This window comes from Ruegeria sp. BE10, from assembly GCF_056538905.1.
Genome location: NZ_JBQFTX010000001.1, coordinates 230,669 through 256,557, shown reverse-complemented (window position 1 = coordinate 256,557; position 25,889 = coordinate 230,669). Strand labels below are relative to the sequence as shown.

At 56.5% G+C, this 25,889-nt stretch carries 27 protein-coding genes; 13 read left to right on the top strand and 14 right to left on the bottom strand.

What is annotated here, in order from left to right; genetic code table 11:
* The first annotated feature begins 95 nt into the window (after window positions 1–95).
* From ACR0M2_RS01330 to ACR0M2_RS01320, 3 genes are all read left to right on the top strand, one after another.
* The gene (locus ACR0M2_RS01330; protein ID WP_170532926.1) at window positions 96–938 is read left to right on the top strand and encodes a glycosyltransferase family 25 protein; all 843 of its coding nucleotides are present in this window, start codon (window positions 96–98) and stop codon (window positions 936–938) included.
* 128 nt (window positions 939–1,066) lie between these two features.
* A complete protein-coding gene (locus ACR0M2_RS01325; RefSeq protein ID WP_170348516.1) occupies window positions 1,067–1,435 on the top strand; it encodes a group I truncated hemoglobin in 369 nt (122 codons plus the stop codon).
* On the top strand, window positions 1,432–2,490 hold the full coding sequence (locus ACR0M2_RS01320; RefSeq protein WP_170348517.1) for an adenylate/guanylate cyclase domain-containing protein: 1,059 nt from the start codon (window positions 1,432–1,434) through the stop codon (window positions 2,488–2,490). The genes ACR0M2_RS01325 and ACR0M2_RS01320 overlap by 4 nt, the downstream gene beginning before the upstream one ends.
* A 3-nt stretch (window positions 2,491–2,493) precedes the next feature.
* On the opposite strand, the gene ACR0M2_RS01315 is transcribed toward ACR0M2_RS01320, so the two are convergent.
* From ACR0M2_RS01315 to guaA, 9 genes are all read right to left on the bottom strand, one after another.
* The gene (locus ACR0M2_RS01315; RefSeq protein ID WP_170348518.1) at window positions 2,494–3,108 is read right to left on the bottom strand and encodes a TetR/AcrR family transcriptional regulator; all 615 of its coding nucleotides are present in this window, start codon (window positions 3,106–3,108) and stop codon (window positions 2,494–2,496) included.
* Window positions 3,109–3,183: 75 nt separating this feature from the next.
* On the bottom strand, window positions 3,184–4,053 hold the full coding sequence (gene ppk2, locus ACR0M2_RS01310; protein ID WP_170375068.1) for a polyphosphate kinase 2: 870 nt from the start codon (window positions 4,051–4,053) through the stop codon (window positions 3,184–3,186).
* 49 nt (window positions 4,054–4,102) lie between these two features.
* Entirely contained in the window at window positions 4,103–5,050 is a 948-nt protein-coding gene (locus ACR0M2_RS01305; RefSeq protein WP_480703846.1) for an alpha/beta fold hydrolase, read from the bottom strand.
* Window positions 5,051–5,057: 7 nt separating this feature from the next.
* On the bottom strand, window positions 5,058–5,996 hold the full coding sequence (gene metA, locus ACR0M2_RS01300; RefSeq protein WP_170409634.1) for a homoserine O-acetyltransferase MetA: 939 nt from the start codon (window positions 5,994–5,996) through the stop codon (window positions 5,058–5,060).
* Window positions 5,997–6,035: 39 nt separating this feature from the next.
* A complete protein-coding gene (locus ACR0M2_RS01295) occupies window positions 6,036–6,908 on the bottom strand; it encodes an ATPase (protein WP_480703844.1) in 873 nt (290 codons plus the stop codon).
* 223 nt (window positions 6,909–7,131) lie between these two features.
* Entirely contained in the window at window positions 7,132–7,341 is a 210-nt protein-coding gene (locus ACR0M2_RS01290; protein WP_480703842.1) for a hypothetical protein, read from the bottom strand.
* A gap of 609 nt (window positions 7,342–7,950) precedes the next feature.
* The gene (locus tag ACR0M2_RS01285) at window positions 7,951–9,084 is read right to left on the bottom strand and encodes an OmpP1/FadL family transporter (RefSeq protein WP_170348524.1); all 1,134 of its coding nucleotides are present in this window, start codon (window positions 9,082–9,084) and stop codon (window positions 7,951–7,953) included.
* Window positions 9,085–9,205: 121 nt separating this feature from the next.
* Window positions 9,206–10,111: a DMT family transporter gene (locus ACR0M2_RS01280; protein ID WP_480703840.1), complete on the bottom strand. Its 906-nt coding sequence runs from the start codon at window positions 10,109–10,111 to the stop codon at window positions 9,206–9,208.
* A 95-nt stretch (window positions 10,112–10,206) separates the two neighbouring features.
* Window positions 10,207–11,766, bottom strand: a complete 1,560-nt coding sequence (gene guaA / locus ACR0M2_RS01275) for a glutamine-hydrolyzing GMP synthase (RefSeq protein ID WP_425080733.1) — start codon at window positions 11,764–11,766, stop codon at window positions 10,207–10,209.
* Between the two features lie 81 nt (window positions 11,767–11,847).
* Between guaA and ACR0M2_RS01270 the strand changes: the two genes are divergently transcribed.
* Window positions 11,848–12,285, top strand: coding sequence for a GNAT family N-acetyltransferase (locus ACR0M2_RS01270; RefSeq protein ID WP_480646506.1), 438 nt, complete (start codon window positions 11,848–11,850; stop codon window positions 12,283–12,285).
* A gap of 282 nt (window positions 12,286–12,567) precedes the next feature.
* Window positions 12,568–14,112, top strand: a complete 1,545-nt coding sequence (locus ACR0M2_RS01265) for a trimethylamine methyltransferase family protein (protein ID WP_480703839.1) — start codon at window positions 12,568–12,570, stop codon at window positions 14,110–14,112.
* Here ACR0M2_RS01265 and ACR0M2_RS01260 read toward each other — a convergent pair whose 3' ends face one another.
* Window positions 14,113–14,412 carry a DUF6477 family protein gene (locus ACR0M2_RS01260; protein WP_480703837.1) on the bottom strand — a complete coding sequence of 100 codons (300 nt, stop codon included), beginning with the start codon at window positions 14,410–14,412 and terminating at the stop codon, window positions 14,113–14,115.
* Window positions 14,413–14,653: 241 nt separating this feature from the next.
* On the opposite strand from ACR0M2_RS01260, the gene ACR0M2_RS01255 reads away from it, so the two are divergent.
* Both ACR0M2_RS01255 and ACR0M2_RS01250 read left to right on the top strand, forming a co-directional pair.
* The gene (locus ACR0M2_RS01255) at window positions 14,654–15,775 is read left to right on the top strand and encodes a DUF6456 domain-containing protein (RefSeq protein WP_480703836.1); all 1,122 of its coding nucleotides are present in this window, start codon (window positions 14,654–14,656) and stop codon (window positions 15,773–15,775) included.
* Between the two features lie 52 nt (window positions 15,776–15,827).
* Entirely contained in the window at window positions 15,828–16,751 is a 924-nt protein-coding gene (locus ACR0M2_RS01250) for a hydrogen peroxide-inducible genes activator (RefSeq protein WP_170358212.1), read from the top strand.
* 50 nt (window positions 16,752–16,801) lie between these two features.
* On the opposite strand, the gene ACR0M2_RS01245 is transcribed toward ACR0M2_RS01250, so the two are convergent.
* Complete coding sequence (locus ACR0M2_RS01245) at window positions 16,802–17,350, bottom strand: peroxiredoxin (RefSeq protein WP_170348532.1); 549 nt, start codon at window positions 17,348–17,350, stop codon at window positions 16,802–16,804.
* A 264-nt stretch (window positions 17,351–17,614) separates the two neighbouring features.
* On the opposite strand from ACR0M2_RS01245, the gene lipA reads away from it, so the two are divergent.
* Both lipA and ACR0M2_RS01235 read left to right on the top strand, forming a co-directional pair.
* Window positions 17,615–18,565: a lipoyl synthase gene (lipA, locus tag ACR0M2_RS01240; RefSeq protein WP_480703834.1), complete on the top strand. Its 951-nt coding sequence runs from the start codon at window positions 17,615–17,617 to the stop codon at window positions 18,563–18,565.
* Entirely contained in the window at window positions 18,562–19,704 is a 1,143-nt protein-coding gene (locus ACR0M2_RS01235) for an amidohydrolase (protein WP_480703832.1), read from the top strand. Before lipA ends, ACR0M2_RS01235 begins: the two co-directional genes overlap by 4 nt.
* Window positions 19,705–19,708: 4 nt before the next feature.
* Here ACR0M2_RS01235 and ACR0M2_RS01230 read toward each other — a convergent pair whose 3' ends face one another.
* Together ACR0M2_RS01230 and hpt are read right to left on the bottom strand one after the other, a co-directional pair.
* Window positions 19,709–20,125: a hypothetical protein gene (locus ACR0M2_RS01230; protein ID WP_226688518.1), complete on the bottom strand. Its 417-nt coding sequence runs from the start codon at window positions 20,123–20,125 to the stop codon at window positions 19,709–19,711.
* A gap of 33 nt (window positions 20,126–20,158) precedes the next feature.
* Complete coding sequence (gene hpt / locus ACR0M2_RS01225; protein WP_170513756.1) at window positions 20,159–20,701, bottom strand: hypoxanthine phosphoribosyltransferase; 543 nt, start codon at window positions 20,699–20,701, stop codon at window positions 20,159–20,161.
* 72 nt (window positions 20,702–20,773) lie between these two features.
* Between hpt and ACR0M2_RS01220 the strand changes: the two genes are divergently transcribed.
* Complete coding sequence (locus ACR0M2_RS01220) at window positions 20,774–21,220, top strand: type II toxin-antitoxin system RatA family toxin (protein ID WP_480703831.1); 447 nt, start codon at window positions 20,774–20,776, stop codon at window positions 21,218–21,220.
* A 37-nt stretch (window positions 21,221–21,257) separates the two neighbouring features.
* Window positions 21,258–22,553, top strand: coding sequence for an MmgE/PrpD family protein (locus ACR0M2_RS01215; RefSeq protein ID WP_480703829.1), 1,296 nt, complete (start codon window positions 21,258–21,260; stop codon window positions 22,551–22,553).
* Here the strand turns inward: ACR0M2_RS01215 and pyrC are convergent.
* The gene (gene pyrC, locus ACR0M2_RS01210) at window positions 22,550–23,587 is read right to left on the bottom strand and encodes a dihydroorotase (RefSeq protein ID WP_480703827.1); all 1,038 of its coding nucleotides are present in this window, start codon (window positions 23,585–23,587) and stop codon (window positions 22,550–22,552) included. The two genes, ACR0M2_RS01215 and pyrC, sit on opposite strands and share 4 nt — an antisense overlap.
* Before the next feature lie 134 nt (window positions 23,588–23,721).
* On the opposite strand from pyrC, the gene ACR0M2_RS01205 reads away from it, so the two are divergent.
* Window positions 23,722–24,630: an AAA family ATPase gene (locus ACR0M2_RS01205; RefSeq protein WP_480646522.1), complete on the top strand. Its 909-nt coding sequence runs from the start codon at window positions 23,722–23,724 to the stop codon at window positions 24,628–24,630.
* Window positions 24,630–25,886, top strand: a complete 1,257-nt coding sequence (locus tag ACR0M2_RS01200; RefSeq protein WP_170348540.1) for a vWA domain-containing protein — start codon at window positions 24,630–24,632, stop codon at window positions 25,884–25,886. The genes ACR0M2_RS01205 and ACR0M2_RS01200 overlap by 1 nt, the downstream gene beginning before the upstream one ends.
* The last annotated feature ends 3 nt before the right edge of the window (window positions 25,887–25,889 follow it).

Sequence of the window (25,889 nt, the reverse complement as noted above, 5' to 3'; positions counted from 1 at the left end):
CGTTGACGGCAAGGGTCAGCGTGGTCATGCCCTGGTGGGGTTGATTGTCCGGCTCAGCGGTGTGTATCTGACGACAGTGTTTGAAAGGATGCGCCGTGGGACATTACGAACTGCCATCGGGAGCTGCTGCCTATTTTATTAACCTGGATCGGGTGCCCGAGCGGGCCGAGTTCATGGAAGGTCAGTTCGCCGACACAGGATTGCGTGGCGCACAGCGGTTCAGCGCAGTGGACGGTCAGCAACCCGGCGCACTGGATGACAATTGCTACGTTCCCGGCTCCGGTACCCGATGGGGGCTTACACAAAGCGAAATCGCCTGCTTTGAAAGCCACCGCGCCGTTTGGCGGGTTGCTGTGGATCAGAACCTGAGCAAGGTTGCGATTTTTGAGGATGACGTTGAAATGTCGGCTCAGGCCGGGGCCGTCATCGCGGCTTTGCTGGCGGATGATGCGGGTTTTGATCTGATCAAGCTGGATTATTCACCACGTTCCATGCGGTTCGGGCCGCTTGAGACGATTGCAGACGTTCCAGTTCGCCCAATGTTGGAAATGGCCCCCAGTTCTGCTGCCTACATTCTGACGCAAGCGGCTTGTCGCAAACTGCTGTCCTGGTCTGAGGAGTATTCGGACCATCTGGACGACTTTATCTCGCTCCCACGTCCCGACTGGCGCATGTGTCAGTGTTTTCCGGCGGTGGGGGTACAGATGATGTGGTCCAAGCAGCAGGAACAGACTGCCGAACCTGTAAAGGTTAGCGAGCGGTCGCAGGATCAGAAAACCAACAGCGGGTTGGACAAGGGGCCATTGGGGTTCCGTATACGCCGCGAGCTGCAAGCCGCGCGGCGCAAACTGTATTGGCGCGCAGGCGGGCAGGACAGGTTGTTGGCACAGGGTGGGTTTGCCGGCTTTATTCCCTGCGCCGAAGACCTGAACGTCTAACTAGTTACATACGCCGCCCAAAGGGCGTTCGTGACCATTGATCTGGTAACCCTCGCATAAGCGTTAACAAAACTGTCAGTTTGATATAAGCTTTCAGTGTTTTTGTGGTTGAAGCTTGGGTGTGCGGTGTGAGTCAGACAATCTATGAAAGATACGGCGGATTCAAAACGATCAGTCGGATCGTTATGACGTTCTATGAAATGGCATTGGACTCCGATCAGATCGGTGGTCATTTCGAAGACATCGACATGCCGCGCCTGATCGATCACCAGACCAAGTTCGTGTCTTCTCTGGTTGGTGGTCCTGCTTCTTTTAGCGATGACAGGATTGAGGCGGTTCATCGACACCTGAATATCTCTCATGCGGATTTTGATGAGATGGCCGAACTATTTGCCGAGGCCCTTTCTATGCACGGTATGGAAGACGGTCACATCAAGATCGCCTTGAACGCCATTGAATCCAAACGCGCAATTATTGTAACCCGTGACGCCGCATGAGTATTTCAGCGATAAACGAACAGTTGCTGCGGGCGATCGGAGTTGGCGTGGCTGTTGTGCGTGCCTCAGACCTGAGTTTTGTGTTTCACAATGGGCCGTTTGCCGAATGGTTTGGGGTTCCGACCGAAGGACAGACCCTGCTGGATTTGCTCCCATCTTTGGATCAGCGTGAATTGGAGGACGTCAAGCAATCGGGGCTTCGCTATACAGTCGAATTGCAGATCAAGCCAAAACGCAGAACGCTGATTTTTGCAACGGCTGTATCGCTCGCGAATGGCTTGTCTGAACAGGTTTTGGTTGTGGAATGCCAGAACATTACTCGCATCCGCGAGCTGGAAAGCATGATCGATAGCTACTCGACAATGGTCGAACGCAACACGCGCGAATTGGAGCGTGAGAAAGAGCGTGTCGAGCGGTTGCTGCTAAACCTTATGCCGCGGGCAGTGTATGAAGAGTTCAAGACCTTCGGTGTCGTTACGCCGCAGCTATATGATCAGGTGTCGGTGGTGATGCTGGATTTCGTGGGCTTTACCGATTTCGCCGCCAAGACCGATCCAACCGTCACGTTAAGCGAGTTGAACGACATCTTCACTGCGTTCGACCGTATCGTCGAACAATTCGGATGCGAGCGGATCAAGACCATCGGTGACGCCTATCTGGCGGTGTCTGGTATGCCTGACGCGACACCGGATCATGCCACGGCCGTGGCACATTGCGCCGTTCGCTTCCTGCGGTATCTGGAGCGGCGCAATGAAAGCCATCCGCATAAATGGCAGGCCCGGATCGGCTTGGGCATGGGGGCTGCGGTGGGCTCTGTCGTTGGGATACAGAAATACGTCTATGACGTGTTCGGTCCGGCTGTGAACATTGCTTCGCGCCTGCAAGTCTTTGCAAACCCAATGCATATCGTCGCCCCAGAAGAGATGAAATTTGCCTTGATTGATGAGTTCCAGGTCGCGGATATCGGGCGCGTGGATATCAAAGGCATGGGGGAAATGGAGTTGATTAACGTCACCTCTGGCCTCAGCGCACCACAGCCGCTGAGCAGGTTCTGATTGTCAGTCGTCCTGCGGCACCAACCCCAAACCCCGCAAATAGATGCCGATGCCGGATTCCAGCAAGTCTTCGGGTGAAAATGGGGAACTGGCGCCAGTGTTGCGGGCGTAAAGTTCAACAACGCCGTGGCTCATGGCCCAGATATGGGCGCTGAACATGGATGCGGGCGGGCGCTTTTCCGGTGGAATGTGTTGCGACAGATCAGCCGCCGCTTTCTCCAGTACTGCTTTGGCACGGTTTGCGGCCAAGGATAGTTCAGGTGTTCGATTGATCGAAATCCCGCTTTCGAACATCGCGATGTAGTGGCCAGGATGTTTGCGGGCAAATGCCAGATAGGCACGGCCTGTCGCCTCGAACGCGGCGAGCGCTGAGGGCTGGCCCTTGTCATAGGCGTATTGCATCAGATCCGAGAACATCTCGAACCCTTGCCGAGCGGCTTCGGCGATCAGGTCTTCGCGCCCGTGGAAATGCCGGTAAACCGCAGCGGGGGTGACGCCGGCGGTTTTCGCCGCTTCGGACAGGGTAAAGCCGGTCGGACCTTTTTCTTCGATCAGAGACAGGGCAGCCTCGATCAAAGCCTGTTTCAGGTTCCCGTGGTGATACCCGCGTTTTGTCATTCCTGCTTCAGGTGCCCTTTTTCAAGTTATAGAATTCATGACATAATTCGCGAAAAGACATTCGTCCACCACCTGTCACGCATCCCAAATCTCTGGCCCGCCACAGATATCGGGGTCATTCGCGCCTATGGCGTCTTCGTCCTTTTCGTCATAGTCCAGCGCGTGCAGAACCGTACGAATGGCCGCCAGCCGCGCGCGTTTCTTGTCGTCGGATCGCACGATGGTCCAGGGGCAGTGTTCCGTGTGGCTGCGCGTCAGGGTTTCTTCGATCGACTGGCTGTATTCATCCCATTTGTTCAGACCCGCGATATCAATCGGGCTGAGTTTCCATTGCTTCAGTGGGTCAGTTTCACGCGCCAGAAAACGGTTGAGCTGTTCTGCTCGCCCGACATTGAGCCAGAATTTAAACAGTTTGATCCCGTCATTCACCAAACCGGTTTCCAACGGCAGGACCTGTCGGAAAAACCGTTCACGTTCTTCTGCTGTGCAAAAGCCAAAGACGTTTTCAACAACACCGCGGTTATACCAGCTGCGGTCAAAGAACACGATCTCACCAGCGGCAGGCAAATGTGCGATATATCGTTGAAAATACCACTGACTGCGCTCAGTGTCCGAGGGTTTGCTTAGCGCAACATTGCGTGCGCCGCGTGGGTTCAGGTTTTCGCGGAACCGCTTGATCGTGCCCCCTTTACCAGCGGCGTCCCGACCTTCGAAAATAAGCAATATGCGATGGTCGGTTTCCTTGAGCCAGGACTGCATCTTGACCAGTTCGATCTGAAGCATTTCCATCTGTTTTTCGTATTCCTTACGCTTCATTCGTTCGTCGTAAGGGAAGGTGGGGTTCAGGATGTCGCCTTTTTCGGACTTTTCGATGGCCGAACGCACCTCTTTCGGGGCGTCATTCTTAAAGTACTTTTCGATGGAGCCTTTTTCGGAACGGGCCATGTGTTACCTCGCCATAAAATCCATATCCTACTATGGATTAGCGGCGGGCCTAACGCAAACCCGCACGTTGCGCGGCACGGTCGATGGCGGCAGCAACTTCGGGTGCAGCAACGACCTGTGGCATGTGCCCAATTCCAGGCAGTTCAATCAGTTCCGCGCCGGGGATTTGATCGATCAGTCGATGTGAATGCCAGCCCAACCCAACGGTATCATCGGCGGTACCATGGACGATCTCGGTCGGCACGTCGATCTCGCCGTATCGCGGTTGTAGGGCGCGGACTTCTTCCAGCAAATTGGCGCGCTGCTTGGCATTTGCATGCATCGAAGCCCGGCGCATGGTTAGTCCGGGGCCGAAATGGTCGGCATATCCTTCGGGTGCGGTCTGCGGTGCGAACACCTTGTCCAAAGCTTTTTCAACGTACCATTCGGGCACAAAGGCAGTGATCAGGGGCAGGGCGGTGACATTGCCGGTGGGTGTCGCCGCCAATGTGTTGAACCCGTCCAGAGGCGTCTCCCACGGGATGGCGGCAGCAGCGATCAGGACCAACCCCGAGATATTGTCTGGCCGCGTAACAGCCCAAGCAAGTGAGACGGATCCGCCATAGCTTTGCCCTGCGACGATAGGTTTTTCCGCACCCAGTTGAGCCGCGGCCTTTTGTAAAATTTCTGCTTGTTCCTCAATGGTTTCACCGTCCGGATTGAAGCTGGCGCTATACCCCAGACCCGGCCGGTCAAACACAATCACACGGTAGTTTTCCGCCAGGATAGGAGCCAAGGCAAACGTCATGTCGCGCGTGTTGCCGCTGGACCCATGGATCAGCACAACATCCGGGCCTTCACCCATCACTACCGCATGCACTGGGATGCCGTTGACTTCGACGATTTGACCTTCGGGGGGAAAGGCGGCTTCGGCACGGGCTTCATTCCGACCGGCGCGCCAGAGTGCGAGGGCCCACAGCAAGACTAGCAAAGTCAAAGCTATGAGGCCGACGCGCATCACCGGATCAGGCCCTCAGATCGGTCTGATCGACACCGATCCGATTGATATCATAGGGCGTTGTCCCATAAATCTCGCTGATCCAGTTGCCATAGAGCAAATGCGCATGGCTGCGCCATCTGTTCTGTGGTGTCTGGCTTGGATCGTCGTCCGGATAGTAATTCAAGGGCACGTTGATCGGCGTGCCGTTGGCAACATCGCGGTCGTATTCTTGTTTCAACGTATCGCTGTCATATTCGAAATGGTTGAAGATATAGATGGCACGATGGTTCCGATCTTCGACCAGACAGGGACCGACATCGTCGCTACCCAGCAGGGTTACCAAACCGTTAGCGGCATCAATCTCATTCTGTTTCATTTCCGTCCAGCGGCTGACCGGAATCACGCAATCATCCGAGAACCCGCGCAGGAACGGCGAGGCCGGATTAAGGTTCGCATGCCGGAAACAACCAAACGCCTTAGCGTCCAACATATGTTTCTTGACGCCATGGAAGTGATTGATCATCGCCATTCCACCCCAGCACACACCAAAGGTTGAATGCACATTGGTTTGCGTCCATTCGAACACTTCGCGCATTTCGTCCCAATAGGTGACGTTGTCGAATTCCAGATGTTCAATCGGGGCACCGGTGATGATCAGCCCGTCAAATTTCTCGTCCTTCACCTCCTGAAAAGGGCGATAGAATTCGGCCATATGCTCGGCCGCGGTGTTCTTGGTGCGGTGTTCCGTCATCCGGATCAGCGACAAATCGATCTGCAACGGAGTCGCCCCGATCAGGCGGGCAAACTGATTTTCAGTCTGAATCTTCTTGGGCATAAGATTCAGCAACCCGATCCGAAGGGGGCGAATGTCTTGACGCATTGCCTGATCCTCGGCCATGACCGATACGCCCTCTTGGGTAAGAACGTCAAATGCGGGCAGGTCAGAGGGGATCTTGATTGGCATCAGGTACAAGCCTTTGGAGTTACAGTGTAGAGGCGGTAATTAAGCCCGGTTTGCGCGGGTCTCAAGGGTGCGTTCGATCAACTCATCGAAATCAGAGGCATCACGGACCTTGTGCATGTCATCAGCGGTGACTGTTACACCCCAATTGTCCGCCATCGCCTGATAGCGGGGTTGCCGATGCGCCAGCGCCTGCGCGTAAGTCCAGCGGATGAACGCGTCGGGGTCTACATCCTCGGATCGGCAGTTATGCTGGGTCAGATAGGCGTCCCAAACACGGACCAGAAATTCGGGCTGATAAGACATCGGTTTGGGCGCTTTATCAAAGCGGCTGATCAGCTCTGCCGTGTGATCTTCATCCCCTTGAATCCAAATCATCAAGGTTTGGCGAGACAGTTCGGACAACACGTGATCTGTAGAATTTTCCGGGTCTACCCATTCGCAGATCGACCCGCCGGTGTCGCAGATAAAATGCGGGTATTCGTACAGACGTTGTGCCCGGTCGATGAAATACTCGGTATCCAGAAGCGCGTGAATCTCCGCCTGCCGGAATTGTTCCTGCCTGCGTTTGTATTCGGGCAGTTCCAAACCACCTAGCGCCGGATTTCCGGGCTTACCCAAATAGGCGGCGACAGGCGTCAGGTTCTCGAACGAGATATTCGAGCCGATAAAGATCGAATCCGACAACAGCAATTCGCGCAGAAAGGGGACTTTCATCGCCTCGGCTTTGGCATTGTCAGCGATGTATTCACCCATGTACCGGGTACCGATGCGGTAATCGATCGAATAGTGGAACCAATCGCCCGAGTCGCGCAGCACGTTCGACACATAGGTTTTGCCCAGGCCCGACATGCCAAAGAACAGCACCTTTTTTCGCGCCGCATCGCGCCAGTCTTTAGCCGAGCCGTAGATCATCTTCCGCCATCCCTTTTTCCGACCTTGCTAAAACGGGCAGCGGGTGGCGTCAATCGCGTGTGTCCGAACGGTTTGGGATCAGCTGCCTGACAATGGTCGCACCCCAATAAACTAACCGGCCCCCTCTAGCACGAGATCTGGCTGGTATCGATATACAACTGCTCTCAAATCATCCCGGAAAACGGAATGGCGATGTTCAGCAGCCCTATGATCCCAAATGCCATCAAGACGCGCGGGCTGCGCTGTTGAACAGAGTGGAGGAGGTGGGACCGCTAAGGGGGAATGTCAGACCAAAGCGAAGGGTATCGATATCGCCGCTTGCACGGCCGATTTCGATATCCGTTCTGGCCTGTTCCAGAGACACTTGTCCGAGAGCTTCGCTGGTCTCAATCAGATTATAGTCCGCGCCGATACCCTGCGTTGTGGAGTCCAAATCGAGGTCGCTAAACGACTGATGCACGAGACTGGCGTAAGTTCCCAACCGTTGTTGAATCAATAGTAACCACCCAAGCCGACGCAATACAGATCAAGGTTTACACCACCACCCGGCACATCGCTGCGAACATAGTGACCACCGAATACCGCATAGTCCGACACTTGATAGCGGAAGCTCGCACAGAAATCGGCCCAATCTGTGCCGTTTGGCAGGCTTGAGGATGTATCCGAGTCTCCGATCCAGGCTTCGAGCCCGGCATAGTCGAGGTAGCCACCCAGAACGCCGCAGTTATCAAATTGGTAAGTCAGCGTCGCGCCCAGATCTCAGAAGGAAAGATCCCCGGAAAAATTGTCGGGATCGGCGTTGTAATACTTGGCGTCAAACCCCAATGCAGACCGTTGTCGAAGCTCAAAGCGACAGTGAAATCTCCGGTGAAGGTGCCGAAATCGCCACCGCCGTTGGAAGTGGAAGATTGTCCATAACCCAAGGTTGCAGCACGGTGAAGTTCCTGTGCGCCTGCAATGGCCGAGGTAATTGAAATCTTGGTAACGCACAAAGAAAAACCCCGCCGGCAGGGCGGGGTTCAACGTTTCACTCTGTTGCGGATCAGCCCAGCGAGTAGGTGATTTGGAAGCCGACGCTCCAAGCGCTGTTGCCGCTGAATTCTCCCCCGGTGGTGGTAGTGGCGTCTCCAATGTCTGTATACCGGACACCACCGGAAATCTGAGCGCGTTCGAGAGAGTAGGTTCCACCGAGCCCAAGGCTCCAGAACCCATCTGTCGGGCCCAAATTTGTGACTTCGGAACCAGTGGATGTTTCATATCCAGCAGTTACCGCACCCGAAAACTCTTCCGAGAACTGATAGCCGAGCCCCAGCGTATACGTAAACGTATCATCTTCGTAGTCGACGAGGTTATCCCCGACAATGTTGACATAGTTGGGCGGCGCAAAAACAGTTTGCGGCCAGTCCACCCATCGAATTGAACCAAACAGCAATGTTTTGGGGGCTACACCGGTTTGGAAATCCAGATTGATGGATTGAGGTGATTCAATCTCAGACTCGGTTTCCGCTGTGACCAGTACCGCACTAGGCGGGAATACAGGCGGCACGAAGTTGAATGACTCTGTCTGGGAAAAATCGTGTGTGATTTTTGAGTTGTAAGTCAGAGCCACACGTGCGGCAATTTCTGGCTTTTCCCACGCGACGCCGACGACATACCCAAATGCGATGTCAGAATCTGTGTCGACTTCGTACCCCGCAGCGGCGGGCACTGCCACGTTGGCTTTCAAACGTTGCGCGCGCAGACCTCCGATAGCGCTGAAGCCACCGTCGAATTTATACCGAACAAGCGCAGTAATTGCGTCCACATCTGCTTTGGCGCGCAGAACATCTGTGCGCCCACCAAATGGCGTTGTCGGGTTGATCGACAACGGGTAGTTTGACGGATACTCGATATCCGCGCCGAACGGCTCATCATAGACCAGTGCGAAATCCAGCCTGTCTGTAAAAGCATGTTTATAGGCTAAATGCGGTGTGAAGAATGACTCGGCAACATTGCCGGAATCCACGCCATTTTGAGTGCCGCTTACGCTTGGATCAGTATAGCCGAGACGGAATTGTACAACTGATCCCTCTTCGAACAGGATATTGACACCCTGTCCGCTACGATCCAGACCGCCGGCGTAAGCTCCTGTTGTCCCAACGCACACCGCGCACGCCTGTAGAAGCGCTTTTTTCATTCTGTCCTCCCAAAAGGTGTCCTGTTATTCAGACCGGACTATCGAGTGGTGAAGGCCGATCTGTCTTGTGGTGCTCGATACTTTCTTGAGGGTTATATTACCGTCAACTAGTGACGGTGCGTTATTCAGGGTGAGTGTGTCGGGAAACTGTTGCCAAACTGTTACGATTTTCGGCGTGCACGTTCAAAAAGATGCCCGAAAAGATCACGACGGCCCCTAGCAGCGTCCAGTGATCCAGCGGCTCGTGGTACAGAATCATTCCGATCACGGCAATTGTGGGCAGGCGGACAAAATCGAACGGTACAACCACAGTCGCAGGCGCAATAGCCAGAGCGTTGGTGATGCAATAATGCGCCAGTAGTCCTGCCAACCCAATCAATACCAGGAAGGGGATCGTGCTCGCGGTTGGCAGAGCGATCTGCCCATCGATCCCTGCGGCCATCAATCCCAGGACAGCCTGCATGACAGTCAGCCAGAACATGATGCATCCAATGCTTGCAAAACGGGTCAGGGTTTTGGTGGAAATCGTTGTAAATGCGAAGAATACCGCAGACAAAGCAGCAGCCAAAATACCAGCGCTCAGAGGCACGGCACCGGGGCGGGTAATAAGCAGGACACCGGCAAAACCAATCAAGGCAGACAGCGCGCGTACAGGTGTTAGCCGTTCCTTCAGCAGCAGCGGAGACAGCAGGATCACCCAGATGGGTTGCGTAAACTCAAGCGCAAAAACCTGTGCTAGAGGAATGACGGTTACCGCGTAGAACCACAAATTCTGACCAATAAAATGCGTCAGGTTTCGGACACCGTGCAGCCCCAGTCTGTATGTCGAGACCTGATCCCATTTGCGCGACAGGGTCAGAATCACCGCTACAACGAAGATGCCGACGAGGCTGCGGTAAAACATGATTTCGAATGTATCATGGGCCACGCTCAATTCGCGGCCGGCAACCGCCATCGATGAGAAAGAAGCAATTGCCCCCGTCATCCAAAGCGCGGCTTTGCCGATCTGCGGTCTGCTGCTGTCCATTTACCTGCCTGCGGGAATCGCGGAATTCTAATTTAAAACCTATGGGTTTCTTGCAGGACTTAAACAAAAAAGCCGGGTCAAAGCCCGGCTTATTGTCATTCCCACTCAATCGTTCCCGGAGGTTTCGAGGTGATGTCATAAGTGCATCGGTTGATGCCCTTGACCTCGTTGATGATCCGCGTGGCGGTCTCACCGAGGAATTCGTGGCTGAACGGATAGTAGTCGGCGGTCATGCCATCGACCGAAGTTACGGCACGCAGCGCACATGCATAATCATATGTGCGCCCGTCACCCATCACACCGACGGTGCGTACCGGAAGGATGGCAACAAAAGCCTGCCAGATATCATCATACAGACCATGTTTGCGAATCTGGTCGATATAGATGGCGTCGGCTTCGCGCAGGATTTCCAGTTTTTCACGGGTGATCTCGCCTGGGCAGCGAATCGCCAGACCCGGCCCGGGGAAGGGGTGGCGCCCGATGAAGCTCTGCGGCAGGCCAAGTTCGCGGCCCAGTGCGCGAACCTCGTCTTTGAACAGCTCTCGCAGGGGTTCGACCAGTTTCAGGCCCATCTTTTCAGGCAGGCCTCCGACATTGTGGTGCGATTTGATCGTGACCGAGGGGCCGCCCGAGAACGAAACCGATTCGATCACGTCGGGATAGAGCGTGCCCTGGGCCAGGAATTCGGCCCCTTCGATCGTATCAGCGTGTTTCTGGAACACGTCGATGAACAGCTTTCCGATGATCTTGCGTTTGGTTTCCGGGTCGGATTGGCCGTCCAGCTCGCCCAAAAACAGGTCGCTTTCATCTGCGTGTATCAGCTGAATGTTGTAGTTGTCGCGGAACATACCGACGACTTCTTCGGCCTCGTTCTTGCGCAACAGGCCGTGATCGACAAACACGCAAGTCAGTTGATCACCAATCGCTTCATGGATCAGGATCGCCGCGACCGAGCTGTCGACGCCGCCGGACAGGCCGCAGATGACCTTTTTGTCGCCGACTTGCTCGCGAATCTTTTCGATCATCTGTTCGCGATAGGCACCCATGGTCCAATCGCCGTTGAAGCCAGCCAGTTTTACGAAGTTTTCGTACAGTTTCGCGCCTTTGGGCGTGTGGTGCACCTCGGGGTGGAACTGAACGGCATAGAAGTGACGGTTGGTATCAGCCGTGATCGCATAGGGCGCGTTGGGTGAGGTGCCGAAGACCTCGAACCCGGGGGCGATTTCGCTGACGTGGTCTCCATGGCTCATCCAGACTTGTTCGTCGCCATCCGCGAACCAGCCGTTCAGAATATCCAGTTGGTTTTTCGGAGTGACAAAGGCGCGACCGAACTCGGCAGTGCCGTGGCCGCTTTCGACTTTGCCGCCAAGCTGATGCATCATGACTTGCTGCCCATAGCAGATGCCAAGGATCGGCACGCCATAGTCAAAAATCTCTTGCGGGGCGCGGGGGGACCCTTCGCGCGTCACGCTGTCCGGTCCGCCCGAGAAGATCACGGCCTTGGGCGCCATTTCGCGTACAAAGTCCATCGTAACGTTTTGATAGGGGTGGATTTCACAATAGACATTCAACTCGCGCAGGCGGCGTGCGATCAGCTGCGTCACCTGGCTGCCGAAGTCGATGATCAGAAGGCGGTCATGGGATGTCTGGCTCATGACTGGCTCTTAGGTCGCGCGGCGGTTATGTGCAAGCGTTATGAAGGCGATTTCAGTCAGATGCGGAAGGAGATGGGATCAATGGCCGTCATTCGTTTCACGGATGCAACGCAGGATGACGTCGAGGCGGTCACAGACTGCATCAGGGCGGCTTATGCCAAAGCGCGCAGTTCTATTGATGATCTGCCTGATGTGACGAGTGGTTTGGCGCAAGATATTGCGGAACGTCGCGTGGTCCTGGCCCGCAGTGATGATGGGTTGGCTGGTGTGATTGTGTTTGCGCAACAGGGTGCTGTGATGAAGGTTATCAATCTGGCCGTGTCACCGTCGGCCCAAGGGCAAGGTGTCGCTGGAAAACTGCTGTCACGCGCCGAAGCCGAAGCGCGCGAGGCTGGCTGCACCCATATGGAATTGCGCACCCATCGTTTGATGCAGGATACGAGGGCGATTTACGCGCATCTCGGCTGGATCGAAACTGAAGTGGCCGGGAATTCGGTTGCGATGCGTAAAAACCTTTGAGGTTTGTCAGCCCCTCAATTTAGATTTCTCACAACTATCTTGCGAAATGCAACGTACCCAAATTCTGTCGCGTAAAGGAGTTTTCGCTCAGCTAGCGGTTAGACGGTTTTTGCGATTTCGGTTTCATGCTTTTATCATGAGCGTCAGGAATTAGTGGTTCAAACGACATCGAATAGGCGATCATGTCGCTTTTACCCCTATAGCGCCGTAATCCACGTCTGGTGTGATCTGCGGTTCCGGTAACACGATTTGCAACGTGAACATGACTAACGGGATTATCTCATGGCAGAGGCAAACACCCGACGCAGAGCCAGAGGCGGTGGTGGTGCCGCCCGTAGGGCCGAGCGCACCGCAGTTCGAATCGAAACTGCAAAATATATCGAACGGAATATTCCGAATTTCGAGGTCCTCAACGCAGAAGCGTTGGAGATCATTGAAACCAATGCGGAAACCATTCTGGCTGAGGTCGGCGTTAACTTCGTCGACAATCCGGGCGCGCTGCAGCGCTGGAAAGATGCCGGAGCCGATGTCGATGGTGAACGTGTTCGCATCCCGCGCGGTCTGGCGCGCGAGCTGATCAAAACTGCCCCTAGCGAGTTCAAACAACACGCGCGCAACCCCGAGAAATCGGTTGTCATCGGGGGCCGCAATCTGGTGCTGGCGCCGGTCTACGGCCCTCCATTCGTGCGCGACGCGCAAGGTGGCCGTCGCTATGCGACCATGGACGATTTCAACAAGTTCGTGAAACTGGCCTACATGTCCAAGTGGTTGCACCACTCGGGCGGGACTGTGTGCGAACCGACCGACGTGCCGGTGAACAAGCGTCACCTGGACATGCTGATGGCGCACATGACCCTGTCGGACAAGCCATTCATGGGCTCGGTCACCGACCCTAGCCGGGCGCAGGATTCGGTAGAGATGTGCGAGATCCTGTTCGGCAAAGAGTTCGTGCAGGAAAACACAGTGATGACCTCGCTGACCAACATCAACTCGCCGATGACCTTCGACGACGTGATGATGGGTTCGCTTGAAGTTTACGCGGCTAACAATCAGGCCTGCATTATCTCTCCCTTTATCGTGGGTGGCGCGATGGCACCGGTTTCGGTGGCAGGGACGCTGACGCAGGTTCTGGCCGAAGTTCTGGCCGGTGTCGCGTATAGCCAGATCATCCGTCCGGGTGCCCCGGCAATCTTTGGTGCCTTCGTGTCATCGATTGACATGAACTCGGGCGCGCCGACCTTCGGTACGCCCGAGGCGTCGATGGTCACCTATGGTGCGGGTCAGTTGGCGCGTCGCCTGAACCTGCCGTTCCGCTCGGCCGGGTCGTTCTGTGGCTCGAAACTGCCCGACGCGCAGGCTGCTTACGAAACAGCAAACTCGCTGAACATGGGCCTGATGTCAGGCGTGAACTTCATGCTGCATTCCTGCGGTTGGCTCGAAGGCGGTCTGGTTGCGGATTTCGAGAAGTTCGTCATGGATGCGGATCAACTGGGCGTGCTGCACGGCTTGGCCAAAGGCGTGGCTTACGACGAGAATGCGCAGGCGATGGATGCGATCCGCGAGGTTGGTCCGGGCGGCCACTATCTGGGTTGTGCGCATACGCAGGCGAACTTCAAGGACGCGTTCTGGAAGTCGGAATTGCTGGACTACAAACCGTTCGAAACCTGGGAAGATGAAGGCGCGCGTGACACGCGTCAACTGGCCTCTGCCCGGGTCGAGCATCTGCTGGCCAACTATCAGCAACCGCAACTCGACCCGGCAATCAATGCTGCTCTGAACGAGTACATTGACAAGAAAAAAGCATCCATGCCGGATGCCTTTACCTGATCACTGATATTGCACGGCGCGGCTGGCCTGAAACAGCTGCGCCTCGCCCAACAACGCGATCAGCAGGTCCAAATGACGGACCAGCGAATAGGCTGCGTCCTCTTCTACGCGCTGCGCGTTAACCTCTCGCTCCATTTCCATCAGACGCATCAGTGCCGCACCCGTGCCAGGCAGTGATCCATAGCCAAGGATGCGCTGCAGGTGCCGATCCCGGTCATAGTCCTGCGCCCCGTGTTTCGCGGCTCGTGCCAACAGGCGAGGGCGGCGGAGGGTGGTAATCATGGTCATCAGGTCCTGCATTCCGGGGTTCCCTTGTGTGAGTGAACGTCCCTGAATGTGTGACACAACCTAAGCGGGTGTTGCCTTGATTGGGTTCGCGCCGAACTCTGACTTCATGAGTGTTTATGTTTTTGAATCAAATCTGGTCCTTGTCGCTGCGGGTTAACGAACGAGTAACGAAAGCAACTCTAGTTAGAATTGGTTAACAAATTCATCGGGGGCGATTGAAAACAGATTGTTGTGTCGACGAGGGCAAGTAACTATGGAAAACAACATGGCATTCACCATTCCGGCTTGGGTACCTGAGGGGGCACAACGATACCTTGCCCACACAGAGACCGGACAGTCGATCCGCGATATTGCGCGATCCGCAGGGTGCCATGCTTCGACCATACTAAGACAAATCAGGCGCATCGAAATGCGACGGGACGATCCCTTGGTGGATGCCGCGCTGCAATCTCTGGCGGAAACGCATTTCTCGGATTCAGCCGATGGCACGGGCCCGATCCAATTCGGGGCCTTGGCTGTGACCGAACAGGAAACCGCCGCCGCCAAGGACGAAGAATTCAACCGCGAGGCACTGCGAATATTGCGCCGTTTGTGTGAAACGGGGTCAGTGCTTGCGGTGGCTGAGGAAATGGACAAGGCCGTGGTGGTCCGCGACACCGGAGACAGCGGCGCCACACGAACAGCCGTTGTGGATTGCAAGATTGCGCAGGCACTGGCACTGAAAGACTGGATTTCCTGCAACAATCCCGGACGGATTTCGCGGTATCGGATTTCTTCGTCGGGCCGCACGGCGCTGAGTCGCCTTATTGCCGAGGCCGAGAACAAAGCGCGTGAGCGTAGTGAATTTGGAATGGCAGATGCACAAGCGCCGTTCCAAGCGCAAATGGCACCCTGTCAGAGCGTGACTGCAAAACCCGACCGGCCTCGGCGGATTCGCTATAGTGCAGCGGAAAGCCCCCTGATCGCATTGGCACGTCGGCGAGATCGGGATGGAAAGCCTTTTCTTGATGAAACACTTGTGGCGGCGGGCGAACGCCTGCGTGAGGATTTCGAACTGGCGCAGATTGGCCCTCAGGTCGCACAGAATTGGGACCATTTTCTGACTGCAGGGGGGCGCGGTGGTTTCAACAGTGAAGCTCATGCTGGGCACGGGGCGTCGGACGCTCGGGATCGGGTTGAACATGCTTTGTCAGATCTGGGTCCGGGTCTCAGCGATGTTGCTTTGCGCTGCTGTTGCTACCTCGAAGGGCTAGAGCTTGCGGAAAAGCGGATGGGCTGGTCGGCGCGCTCGGGCAAGATCGTGTTGCGGATCGCGTTGCAGCGGCTCAAGCGACATTATGAAGGGCAGTCCGAGCGCAATCGCATGATCGGTTAACGGCGCGATATGTTTTGGTTGCACTTGGGTGGATGGATGATAATCAAAGGTTATGAATTTTACCCTTAGACAGCTGAAATACTTCAGTGCAGTCGCAGAACAGCGCAATTTCGGTCGGGCCGCCCAGGTGTGCCACGTGTCTCAGCCCGCCTTGTCCGTGCAGATCAAGGCGTTAGAGGACAGTTTGGGCGGTCCGCTTTTCGAACGTCAGGCGCGTGATATTCTGCTGACCCCGCTAGGGCGCGACGTGCTGGATCATGCGCGTCAGGTTCTTGGAGCGGCGGACAGGTTAGATCAGTTTGCCAAGGATCGCTCTGGGGGGCACAGGTCGTTGGCGATCGGGATCATCCCAACGATCGCGCCGTATTTACTGCCGGGTGTGCTGGCTGGGTTGCGATCGTCCGATGTGTCGTTGCGCGTGCAGGTGCGCGAAGCTAGAACTGAGCGTTTGCTGACTATGCTGCGCGCCGGGGAAATCGACGCCGGCGTCATGGCTTTGCCCGCCGGTGGGAGTGAGTTGTTCGAACTGCCTCTGTTTCAGGATCGCTTCCTGTTGGCTGGCAGCTCAGCGCGCTTGAAGGGCATGGTCCCCAACCCTGAAGCATTACGGCCGCTGGACCTGCAGACCGCGCAACTGATGTTGCTTGATGACGGTCACTGTCTGACCGATCAGGCGCTTGAGGTCTGCGGTCGGGATCGAAGCAGCGGCCTGATCAATATGGGTGCGTCATCGCTTGCGACGTTGTCACGATTGGTGGCTGAGGGGTTTGGTCTGACTCTCATGCCCGAACTGGCCGCGCGCGCGGAATCTGACGCTGTTCCCGGATTGAAACTGCTGCGCTTTGGCACGCCGCAACCGGCGCGAACGGTTGGTCTGGTCCGGCGTGCATCGACTGTGGGCGAGGATTGGTTCGACGGTCTGGCTCAGGTCATCCGCCAAGTCGGAGAGGACATCGTCACCGCAACACGCGCCTGAAATGAAAAGACCCGCCATTGGCGGGCCTTTGCTTTGATTTAGCGCGAAGCTTAGGCCAGTGCGGGCTCTTTGGCTTCGTTCAGGTGCTTTTTAAGGTTGTCCGGGGACGACACACCATAGGGGTCTTCGGGGCAGTTATCCATCAGGCCGGGCTCTTCGAACCATGCCTCAACCACACCGTCATTGACGATGGCGGCATAGCGCCACGAGCGCATGCCGAAACCCAGATTGTCCTTGTCGACCAGCATGCCCATCTTGCGAGTGAACTCTCCAGATCCGTCTGGAATGACCTTGACGTTTTCCAGACCTTGGTCCTGTGCCCATTTGTTCATGACAAAGCTGTCATTCACTGACATGCAATAGATGTCGTCGATGCCTTTTTCCTTGAATTCGGCATAGCCGTTTTCAAAACCGGGCAGTTGGTAGGTCGAACAGGTGGGGGTGAATGCACCGGGCAACGAGAACAGGATCACCCGTTTACCGGCAAAGTAATCTGCAGTGGTCTTGTCTTCCCAACGGAACGGGTTGGGGCCTTCGACAGCCTCGTCACGGACGCGGGTGTGAAAGGTTACGTCAGGCAGTTTAGTACCGGATTTCATGCTCAATTTCCTGTGATTCATCTGTGAACTGCCGAAGATTTAAAACAGTTCTAAATTGGCTTCAACGTGATTGTTGCTGCGAACGCGAATTCTTGTGAAGGCATCAAAGCGTGCTGTTTTCAATGAAACTTTGTCGGGATTTGCTGGGTGTTCTTCTGCAATTGCATAGTGCGCTGTTATGGCAGCTATGCATGGGTGGCGTAGCTAACCGCTGCAGTTTATATTATGTCGAAGCAAAATGACCCAAAGTCAGGAAAGCAAACCGTGCGTGATCTGAAGATCCCCGAACAACGTCATCCCGAAAAGGCGCATCGTCAGGACAATGCGCAACCGAAAAAGCCGAAGTGGATTCGCGTAAAGGCACCCGGTGGTAAGGGCTATGCTGAAACTCACAAAATCATGCGCGAGAACAATCTGGTTACGGTCTGCGAAGAGGCCGGGTGTCCGAATGTGGGCGAATGCTGGAGCCAGGGCCACGCCACCATGATGATCATGGGCGAGATCTGTACCCGCGGCTGTACATTCTGCAACATTGCCACTGGCCGCCCAGATGATCTGGACGCGTTTGAGCCCGGACGCGTGGCACACGCCGTGCAGAAACTGGGGCTGAACCATGTGGTCATAACGTCTGTGGACCGCGATGACCTGGCCGACGGTGGGGCGGAGCATTTCGCGCAGACCATTCGCGCCGTACGGCACCGTTCGTCTAAGACAACGATCGAGATTCTTACGCCAGATTTTCTGAAGTGTGACCCCTCGGTTCTGGAAGTTGTAGTCGAAGCCAAGCCGGACGTGTTCAACCACAACCTTGAAACCGTCCCGGGGCTGTATCCCGAAGTGCGCCCCGGTGCGCGCTATTTCCATTCGCTGCGCCTGTTGCAGCGGGTCAAGGAACTGGACCCGTCGATTTTCACCAAATCGGGCATCATGGTCGGTCTGGGGGAAGACGAACAGCAGGTCCGGCAAGTCATGGATGACATGCGCGCCGCTGACATCGATTTCCTGACCATCGGCCAATACCTGCAGCCCACGCCGAAACACCATGGCGTCGACCGCTTTGTCACGCCGGAAGAGTTCGCATCTTATGAGAAAGCAGCCTTTGGCAAGGGCTTCCTGATGGTGTCGGCAACGCCTCTGACCCGGTCGTCCTACCACGCGGGCGACGATTTTGCCCGCCTGCGCGATGCACGCCAGAAGAAGCTGGAGCAAGGGTGACACCTGACACACGCGCGCAGCTTACCCGCCTGCGTCACGAACTGCACCAATCCCCGGAACTTTCGGGCCAAGAAGAGTTGACGGCCGCTCGGATCGCGGACGAATTGCGTGCCCGTGGCGCAGATCAGGTTTTGACTGGAATCGGTGGGCACGGCGTGGCGGGTGTGTTCGACAGCGGGCAGGCCGGGCCGACAGTTGCCATTCGATGCGAGCTTGATGGTTTGCCTATTCAAGAGCTGTCCAGCGCAGCCTATGCCTCGCGCATTTCGGGCAAGGGTCATCTGTGCGGGCATGACGGACATATGGTGATGGTTCTGGGTGTTGCGGACCATCTAAACCAGAATCGCCCTCATCTAGGCCGGGTGGTGTTGATCTTCCAACCCGCCGAGGAAACCGGGCAAGGGGCCATTGCCTATAGGGCGGACCCTAAGTTTATGGAAATTGCACCGGATTATGTGTTTTCCCTGCATAATTTGCCCGGGCTGGCGTTGGGTGACGTTCTGCTTTGCGAGGGTCCGGCAAACTGCGCGTCTCGCGGAATGAAGGTTGTTCTGAAGGGCAAGACCTCGCACGCAGCGGCGCCGCAGGATGGTGTCTCTCCGGCGGGGGCACTGGCCGCGTTGATGCCGCAAATGGCAGGGCTGGGAAGTGACGGTTCGCTGGACGCCGATTTCGCGCTGACGACCGTGACGCATGTCAATCTTGGTGAACCGACCTTTGGCGTGGCGCCGGGCCGGGCCGAGCTGTGGGTGACATTGCGCACCGTCGCTGATGCGCGGATGCAAAGCCTGATCGATGAGGCCGAAGCGCTGGTTGCGCAGGCGGCTTCGGATCAAGGGTTGGGATATGAGATCACCTATGAAGATGTGTTCGAAGCCTGTGTGAACGCACCTGACGCCGTCGATATCCTAAGCGGGTCTTGCGCGCGCGCAGGAGTGAACTGTCAAGTGACACCTTACCCGCAAAAGTTCTCGGAAGATTTCGGACAGTTTGGCAAAGACGCTAAAGCGGCGATGTTCTGGCTGGGGTCGGGTGAGAAGCACCCGCAACTACATAACCCGGATTACGATTTCCCGGATGAACTCACACCGGTGGGGGTCTCAGTGTTCGTGGCGACAATCCAATCCCTGCTGAGGTGAACGCTCAGTTTACAAGGTCGCTGACAATTCCAACCGCTTCGATGACGGTTTGCGTATCATTCGAGATCGAGAGAATTTCATCATCGACACGAATATAACGTTGCCCTTTGGGCAGAGGTTTGAGCTTCCAGCCGTTCAAATCATCAAGGTAGTCGAAATCCAAATCGTCAGGCAGTTTCTGGCCGCGCGTGTACCGCTTGATCTGTCCCGGTGGAACAGCGACCCCGTTGTTGGACTTAATCGGCTTTTCGATTTTGGCTTTGTCCGCCCCTTTACCCTTGCCTTTGTTGTCTTTGGCATCGGCAAACCCTGAAAACAGGACTACGGCGCTGGCGGCAAGAATACCTACTGGCAATAATTTCATGTGCGAAAACCTCCCATAATTTTGCGAGGTTAATCCGCAGTCCACCCAAATGTCCATTAATATTCCGAATTGAGAATTTGTTGAGTGAACTCAATCCTCGGTAAAGCGCACCTTGCCGATGAATGGCAGGTTTCGGTTGCGCTGCGCATAGTCGATTCCATAACCCACAACAAATTCATCCGGAATCTCGAACCCGATCCAGTCGGATCGGAAATCGACCTCGCGCCTGCTGGGTTTGTCTAGCAGAGCGATAGATCTCAGTCGCGCGGGTTTACGGCTTTGCAGCAAATGGGTGACGTGGTTCAGTGTGTGACCGGTATCGACGATATCCTCGACGACCAGAACGTCGCGCCCTTCGATAGCGCCGCGCAAGTCCTTCAGAATGCGAACTTCTCGACTGCTCTCCATTGAATCGCCATAGGATGACGCTTCAAGGAAATCCACCTCGATCGGCAGGTCCAGCTCGCGCACTAGGTCGGCGATAAAGACGAAACTGCCGCGCAACAGGCCGACCACGACCAGCTTGTCGGTGTCTTTGTATTCAGAGCTGATTTCGCGACACAACTCCTCGATCCGGGCGGCGATGGCCTTCGCCGAGATCATCTCATCTATCACATATGCACGGTCGCTCATCGCTGCCCCCTTGATCTTTGGCGCGCAACATACGAAATCACGCGCCATTGTCACCTGTTAATACTGGACGCCATGCCTACTCATTCGGAAACCCGCCACCTGCCGTATACGGCGCATCAGATGTACGACCTGATCGCGGACGTGGCGAAGTATCCCGAATTTCTACCCTGGTGTGCCGCGGCCCGTATTCGCCGGACCTATGCCGCGGGCGAGGCGCAGGTGATGGAGGCGGACCTGATCATCTCGTTCAAAGTTTTCCGTGAAAGGTTTGGCAGCCGGGTGACGCTGTTTCCTGATCAGATGAAGATCGACACGGAATATCTGGACGGCCCGTTCAAATACATGAAATCCGATTGGCAGTTCGCAGACGCGCCTCAGGGGGGCTGCAACGTGTCCTTCCATGTGGATTTTGAATTCAAGAACGCCATCCTGCAAGGTATCATCGGTGTTGTGTTCAACGAGGCCATGCACCGGATCGTGCAGGCGTTCGAAACCCGTGCTGCGGATTTGTACGGCTAGGTCTTTACCCGCATACGGCGCACGCTAGACTGCGCCCATGAGCGATTTTTCCACATCACTTGCAGGGTTTGCTGCCGGACCCGTCGAGACGACAATGCAAACGCGAGTCGTCACGTCTTTGTCTGTATTAGACTGGATTGCTGTAGGTCGGGCCGGGGTTGATGAGCCTGTCTCTAAAACGGTCCGTGACCTTGTCTTAGGCGAAGAGGGCGCCGTGCAGGCGCATCTTTTTGGCGGTGAGGCGGCGCCGTTGCGTGGGGCGGCATTGGTTAATGGCACCGTGTCGCATGCGTTGGATTACGATGACACGCACTTTGCCCATATCGGTCATCCTTCGGTTGCGATTCTGCCCGCCGCGCTGGCGCTGAGCGAATGGGATGACCGCATCCTCGTCGATTTCCTTGAGGCCGCGCTGGTGGGGATGGAGGTTTCGATCCGTGTCGGGCTGTGGCTTGGACGGGATCACTATCAGGCGGGGTTTCACCAAACCGCTACGGCAGGCGCGTTCGGTGCGGCTGTTGCGGCAGGGCGTATCCTTGGCTTCGGCGCGGATCAGATGCAAAAAACGCTTGGGTTGACGGCCACCCGTGCGGCTGGCCTCAAGACGCAATTCGGAACAATGGGTAAACCCTATAATGCGGGGCTTGCGGCCTCGGCCGGGGTCGAGGCAGCGTTGCTGATCGCTAAAGGCTTCACGCCGAACATGAACGCTTTGGAAGGTCAGTATGGGTTTGGTACGACCCACAGCGGCCAGGCGGATGCGCAAACCGCTTTAGATGGGTTGGGCGATGAATGGCTGTTCGAAACAGTCAGCCATAAGTTCCACGCCTGTTGCCACGGCCTACACGCCGCGCTTGAGGCCGCGCGTGATCTGGATATCGCCGAACCCGAAGTGGCCGAGATCAAGATCAAGACCCACCCGCGCTGGATGAGCGTTTGTAACCAGATGTCTCCGACGACCGGGCTGGGGGCGAAGTTTTCATATCGCACCGTGATCGCCATGCAGGCGCTTGGCCATGATACGGCCTTGCCGGGCAGCTATTCGGAAAAGGTCTGTGCTGATCCGCGACTGATATCCTTACGCGACAGGATCGCGGTTGAGGCGGATGAGACCCTGACGGAAACGCAGGCGCATCTGACCCTGCTGCGCCGCGACGGGGCACGGCTTGAAGCGACGCATGATCTGATGGCACCGATGACCCTGTCTGATCGCGAAGACCGCGTGCGCGGCAAGGCAGGCAAGCTGATCGGTGGCGAAGAGGCGGACGTGATCTGGTCGATGCTGCGCACCGGCGGTCGCGCCCGCGATTTGGCACGGATGCTGGCGGGTTAAACCACGCGCCAGTGCAAAGCGAAGCCCGGCTCAAACACCGTCACGGGGCCGTCCTCGGTCTCGATTTTGTCCGGGTATTCCACGGGGGCGCCTTTGGTCAGGGTAATGGTGTCTTCGTTCACCGGTAGGCGGTAGAACGCAGGCCCGTTGAGCGAGACGAAGCCTTCCAGCTTGTCCAGCGCACCTTGGGATTCGAACATCTCGGCCACCAGCGACATTGTGTTTGTCGCGGTGAAACAGCCGGCACAACCGCAGGCCATTTCCTTGTTGGCATCCGTATGCGGCGCGCTGTCGGTGCCCAGGAAATACCGCGCATCGCCCGAGGTCGCAGCGGCCAGCAGCGCCAGTCGGTGTTCCTCGCGCTTGGCGACAGGCAAGCAGTAGTAGTGCGGTTTGATCCCACCGACCAGAATGTGGTTGCGGTTGATGATCAGGTGGTGCGCCGTGATGGTCGCGCCAAGATCTGCGTCGTTCGATTTCACATAATCCACACCGTCTTTGGTCGTGATGTGTTCCATCACCACGCGCAGCCCGGGTGTCGCCTTGCGGATCGGATCCAGAATACGGTCGATGAACACGGCCTCACGGTCGAAGATGTCGACCTCAGGGTCGGTGACCTCGCCATGGACGCACAAGGGCAGTCCGATCTCGGCCATCTTTTCCAGCACAGGGCGCACGTTGTTGAAGTCCTGCACACCCGAGGCTGAGTTGGTCGTAGCACCCGCCGGATACAGTTTGACCGCTTTAACCAACCCGCTGGCATGCGCGGCGGCGACATCGTCGGCATCGGTGTCTTCGGTCAGATACAGCGTCATCAGCGGCTCAAAGCTCATGCCATCGGGCAGGGCAGCCAGGATACGGTCGCGATAAGCGGCGGCCTGATCGCCGCGCACGACAGGCGGCACCAAGTTCGGCATGATGATGGCACGGGCAAAATGTCGCGCGGTTTCGGGCAAGACGGCCTGCAGCATAGCGCCGTCGCGCAAGTGCAGATGCCAGTCGTCGGGGCGGCGGATCGTGATGCTATCGGTCATGGCGCACCGGCTAGCACAGAGCCCGCCGCCGGAAAAGACCTTGTCAACGACTCAGATCACCGTATGTCTGGAAAGACTATGGCCTTGACGCTTGTACACAGCCATGACCAGTTGAGGCGAAGGAGAAGATTGACATGACACAGCCGGATTCCATCGACGCCGTTCAAAAAATGCTGGGCGCGCAGGGCTATGTCTGCGGGCGGGCCTTGGCTACGGTTGTGTTTCTGTCGCTAAAATTGGGCCGGCCGTTGTTTCTGGAAGGTGAGGCCGGGGTCGGAAAAACCGAAATCGCCAAGGCAATGGCCGCCGGACTGAACCGACGCCTGATCCGGTTGCAGTGTTACGAGGGGTTGGATGCGTCCTCGGCTGTGTACGAATGGAATTTCCCGGCACAGATGGTGGCGATCCGCACGGCCGAGGCGGCGGGCGGGGCAGATCGCGGGACCTTGCAGTCTGAGTTGTTCTCGGATGAGTACCTTGTCGAGCGCCCATTGCTGCAGGCCATGCGCCCGGACGAAAATGGTGCGCCGGTCCTGCTGATTGACGAACTGGACCGAACCGACGAACCCTTTGAGGCCTTTTTGCTTGAAGCGCTCAGCGATTTTCAGGTCACCATTCCCGAACTGGGTACTGTCAAAGCGCCCGAGCCACCGATCGTGATCGTGACCTCAAACCGCACGCGCGAAGTGCATGACGCGCTGAAACGGCGTTGCTTATATCACTGGGTCGACTATCCCGATTTCGACCGTGAGATCGAAATCCTTCACACCAGAGCCCCCGAAGCGGCCGAGGCGCTCAGCCGTGAGGTCGTTGCTTTTGTCCAACGTCTGCGCACCGAGGATTTGTTCAAGAAACCCGGCGTGGCCGAGACGGTAGACTGGGCCAAATGCTTGCTGGCGCTGGACGTGATCAACCTAAGCCCCGAAGTGATCGGCGACACGCTGGGCGCGATCCTGAAATACCAAGACGACATTCAAAAGCTGCAGGGGTCCGAGGCTAAGCGGATTTTGGATCAGGCGAAAGCTGATTTGGAATTGGCCTGATGGCCGAACAACTGCCGCTTGATATCCCCGACGATCCAAAGCTGGCGCAAAACATCACTCATTTTGCGCGAGCCTTACGCAAGGCCGGTTTGCCCATCGGGACAGGTCGGGTGGTTGATGCCATACGTGCCGTTCAGGCAGCAGGATTTACAGAGAAACAGGATTTCTACTGGACCTTGCACGCTTGTTTCGTGAACCGCCCCGAACATCGCATGGTGTTCGCGCAGGTCTTTCGTCTGTATTGGCGCGACCCGCGGTATCTTGAACATATGATGTCCTTGATGTTGCCCGCGATCCGTGGCGTGCAAGAGGAACGCAAGGCCGACGCCGCCGAAAAGCGTGCGGCTGAGGCGTTGTTGGACGGAGTCGAACGTGACCCGCCAGACGTTGATGAGGGCGAGGGCGAAACAGAGCTGGAGATCGACGCCTCAAAAACCGCGTCGACCGAGGAATTGTTGCGCAGCCTGGATTTCGAACAGATGAGTACTGCCGAGATCGCGCAGGCCAAACGCATGCTGGCGCGATTGGCTTTGCCCGTAAAGCCGATCGAATCTCGCCGTGGGCAAGCCAGCCATCTGGGGCACCGGATTGACCGTGCGCGGACCTTACGAGCGGCCATGCGTCAAGGCGGAGAACTGCGCGATATCGCCCGCCTAAAGCCCAAGCCGCGTTGGCCCAACCTTGTGGTGCTGTGTGATATTTCGGGATCGATGAGCCAATACAGCCGGCTTATCTTGCACTTCCTGCACTCTGTTTCGAACACCAAGGGGGCGGGATGGGCCAAGGTGCATGCCTTTACCTTTGGCACACGCCTGACCAACATCACCCGTCATTTGCAACAACGCGATGTGGATGCAGCACTTGCTGCGGCTGGTGCCGAAGCGCAAGACTGGGAGGGCGGAACCCGGATCGGAGAATGCCTGCACGCGTTCAACCGCGATTGGTCGCGCAGGGTTATGGGGCAGGGGGCGGTGGTTTTGCTGATCTCAGACGGGCTGGATCGCGGTGACCCCGACGCCTTGGGTCGAGAGGTGGAACGGCTTCATCTGTCGTCTCGCCGCCTGATCTGGCTTAATCCTCTGTTGCGTTGGGATGGGTTCATGCCCAAGGCGCAGGGCGTGGTGGCCATGCTGCCGCATGTGGACAGTTTCCGCGCCGGTCATTCAATTGCGTCACTGGAAGACCTAGCCGCCGCAATCTCAAAGCCTGATGATATGGGTGAGAAAGCGCGGCTGATGACCGCGCTTTCCGGCTGACCC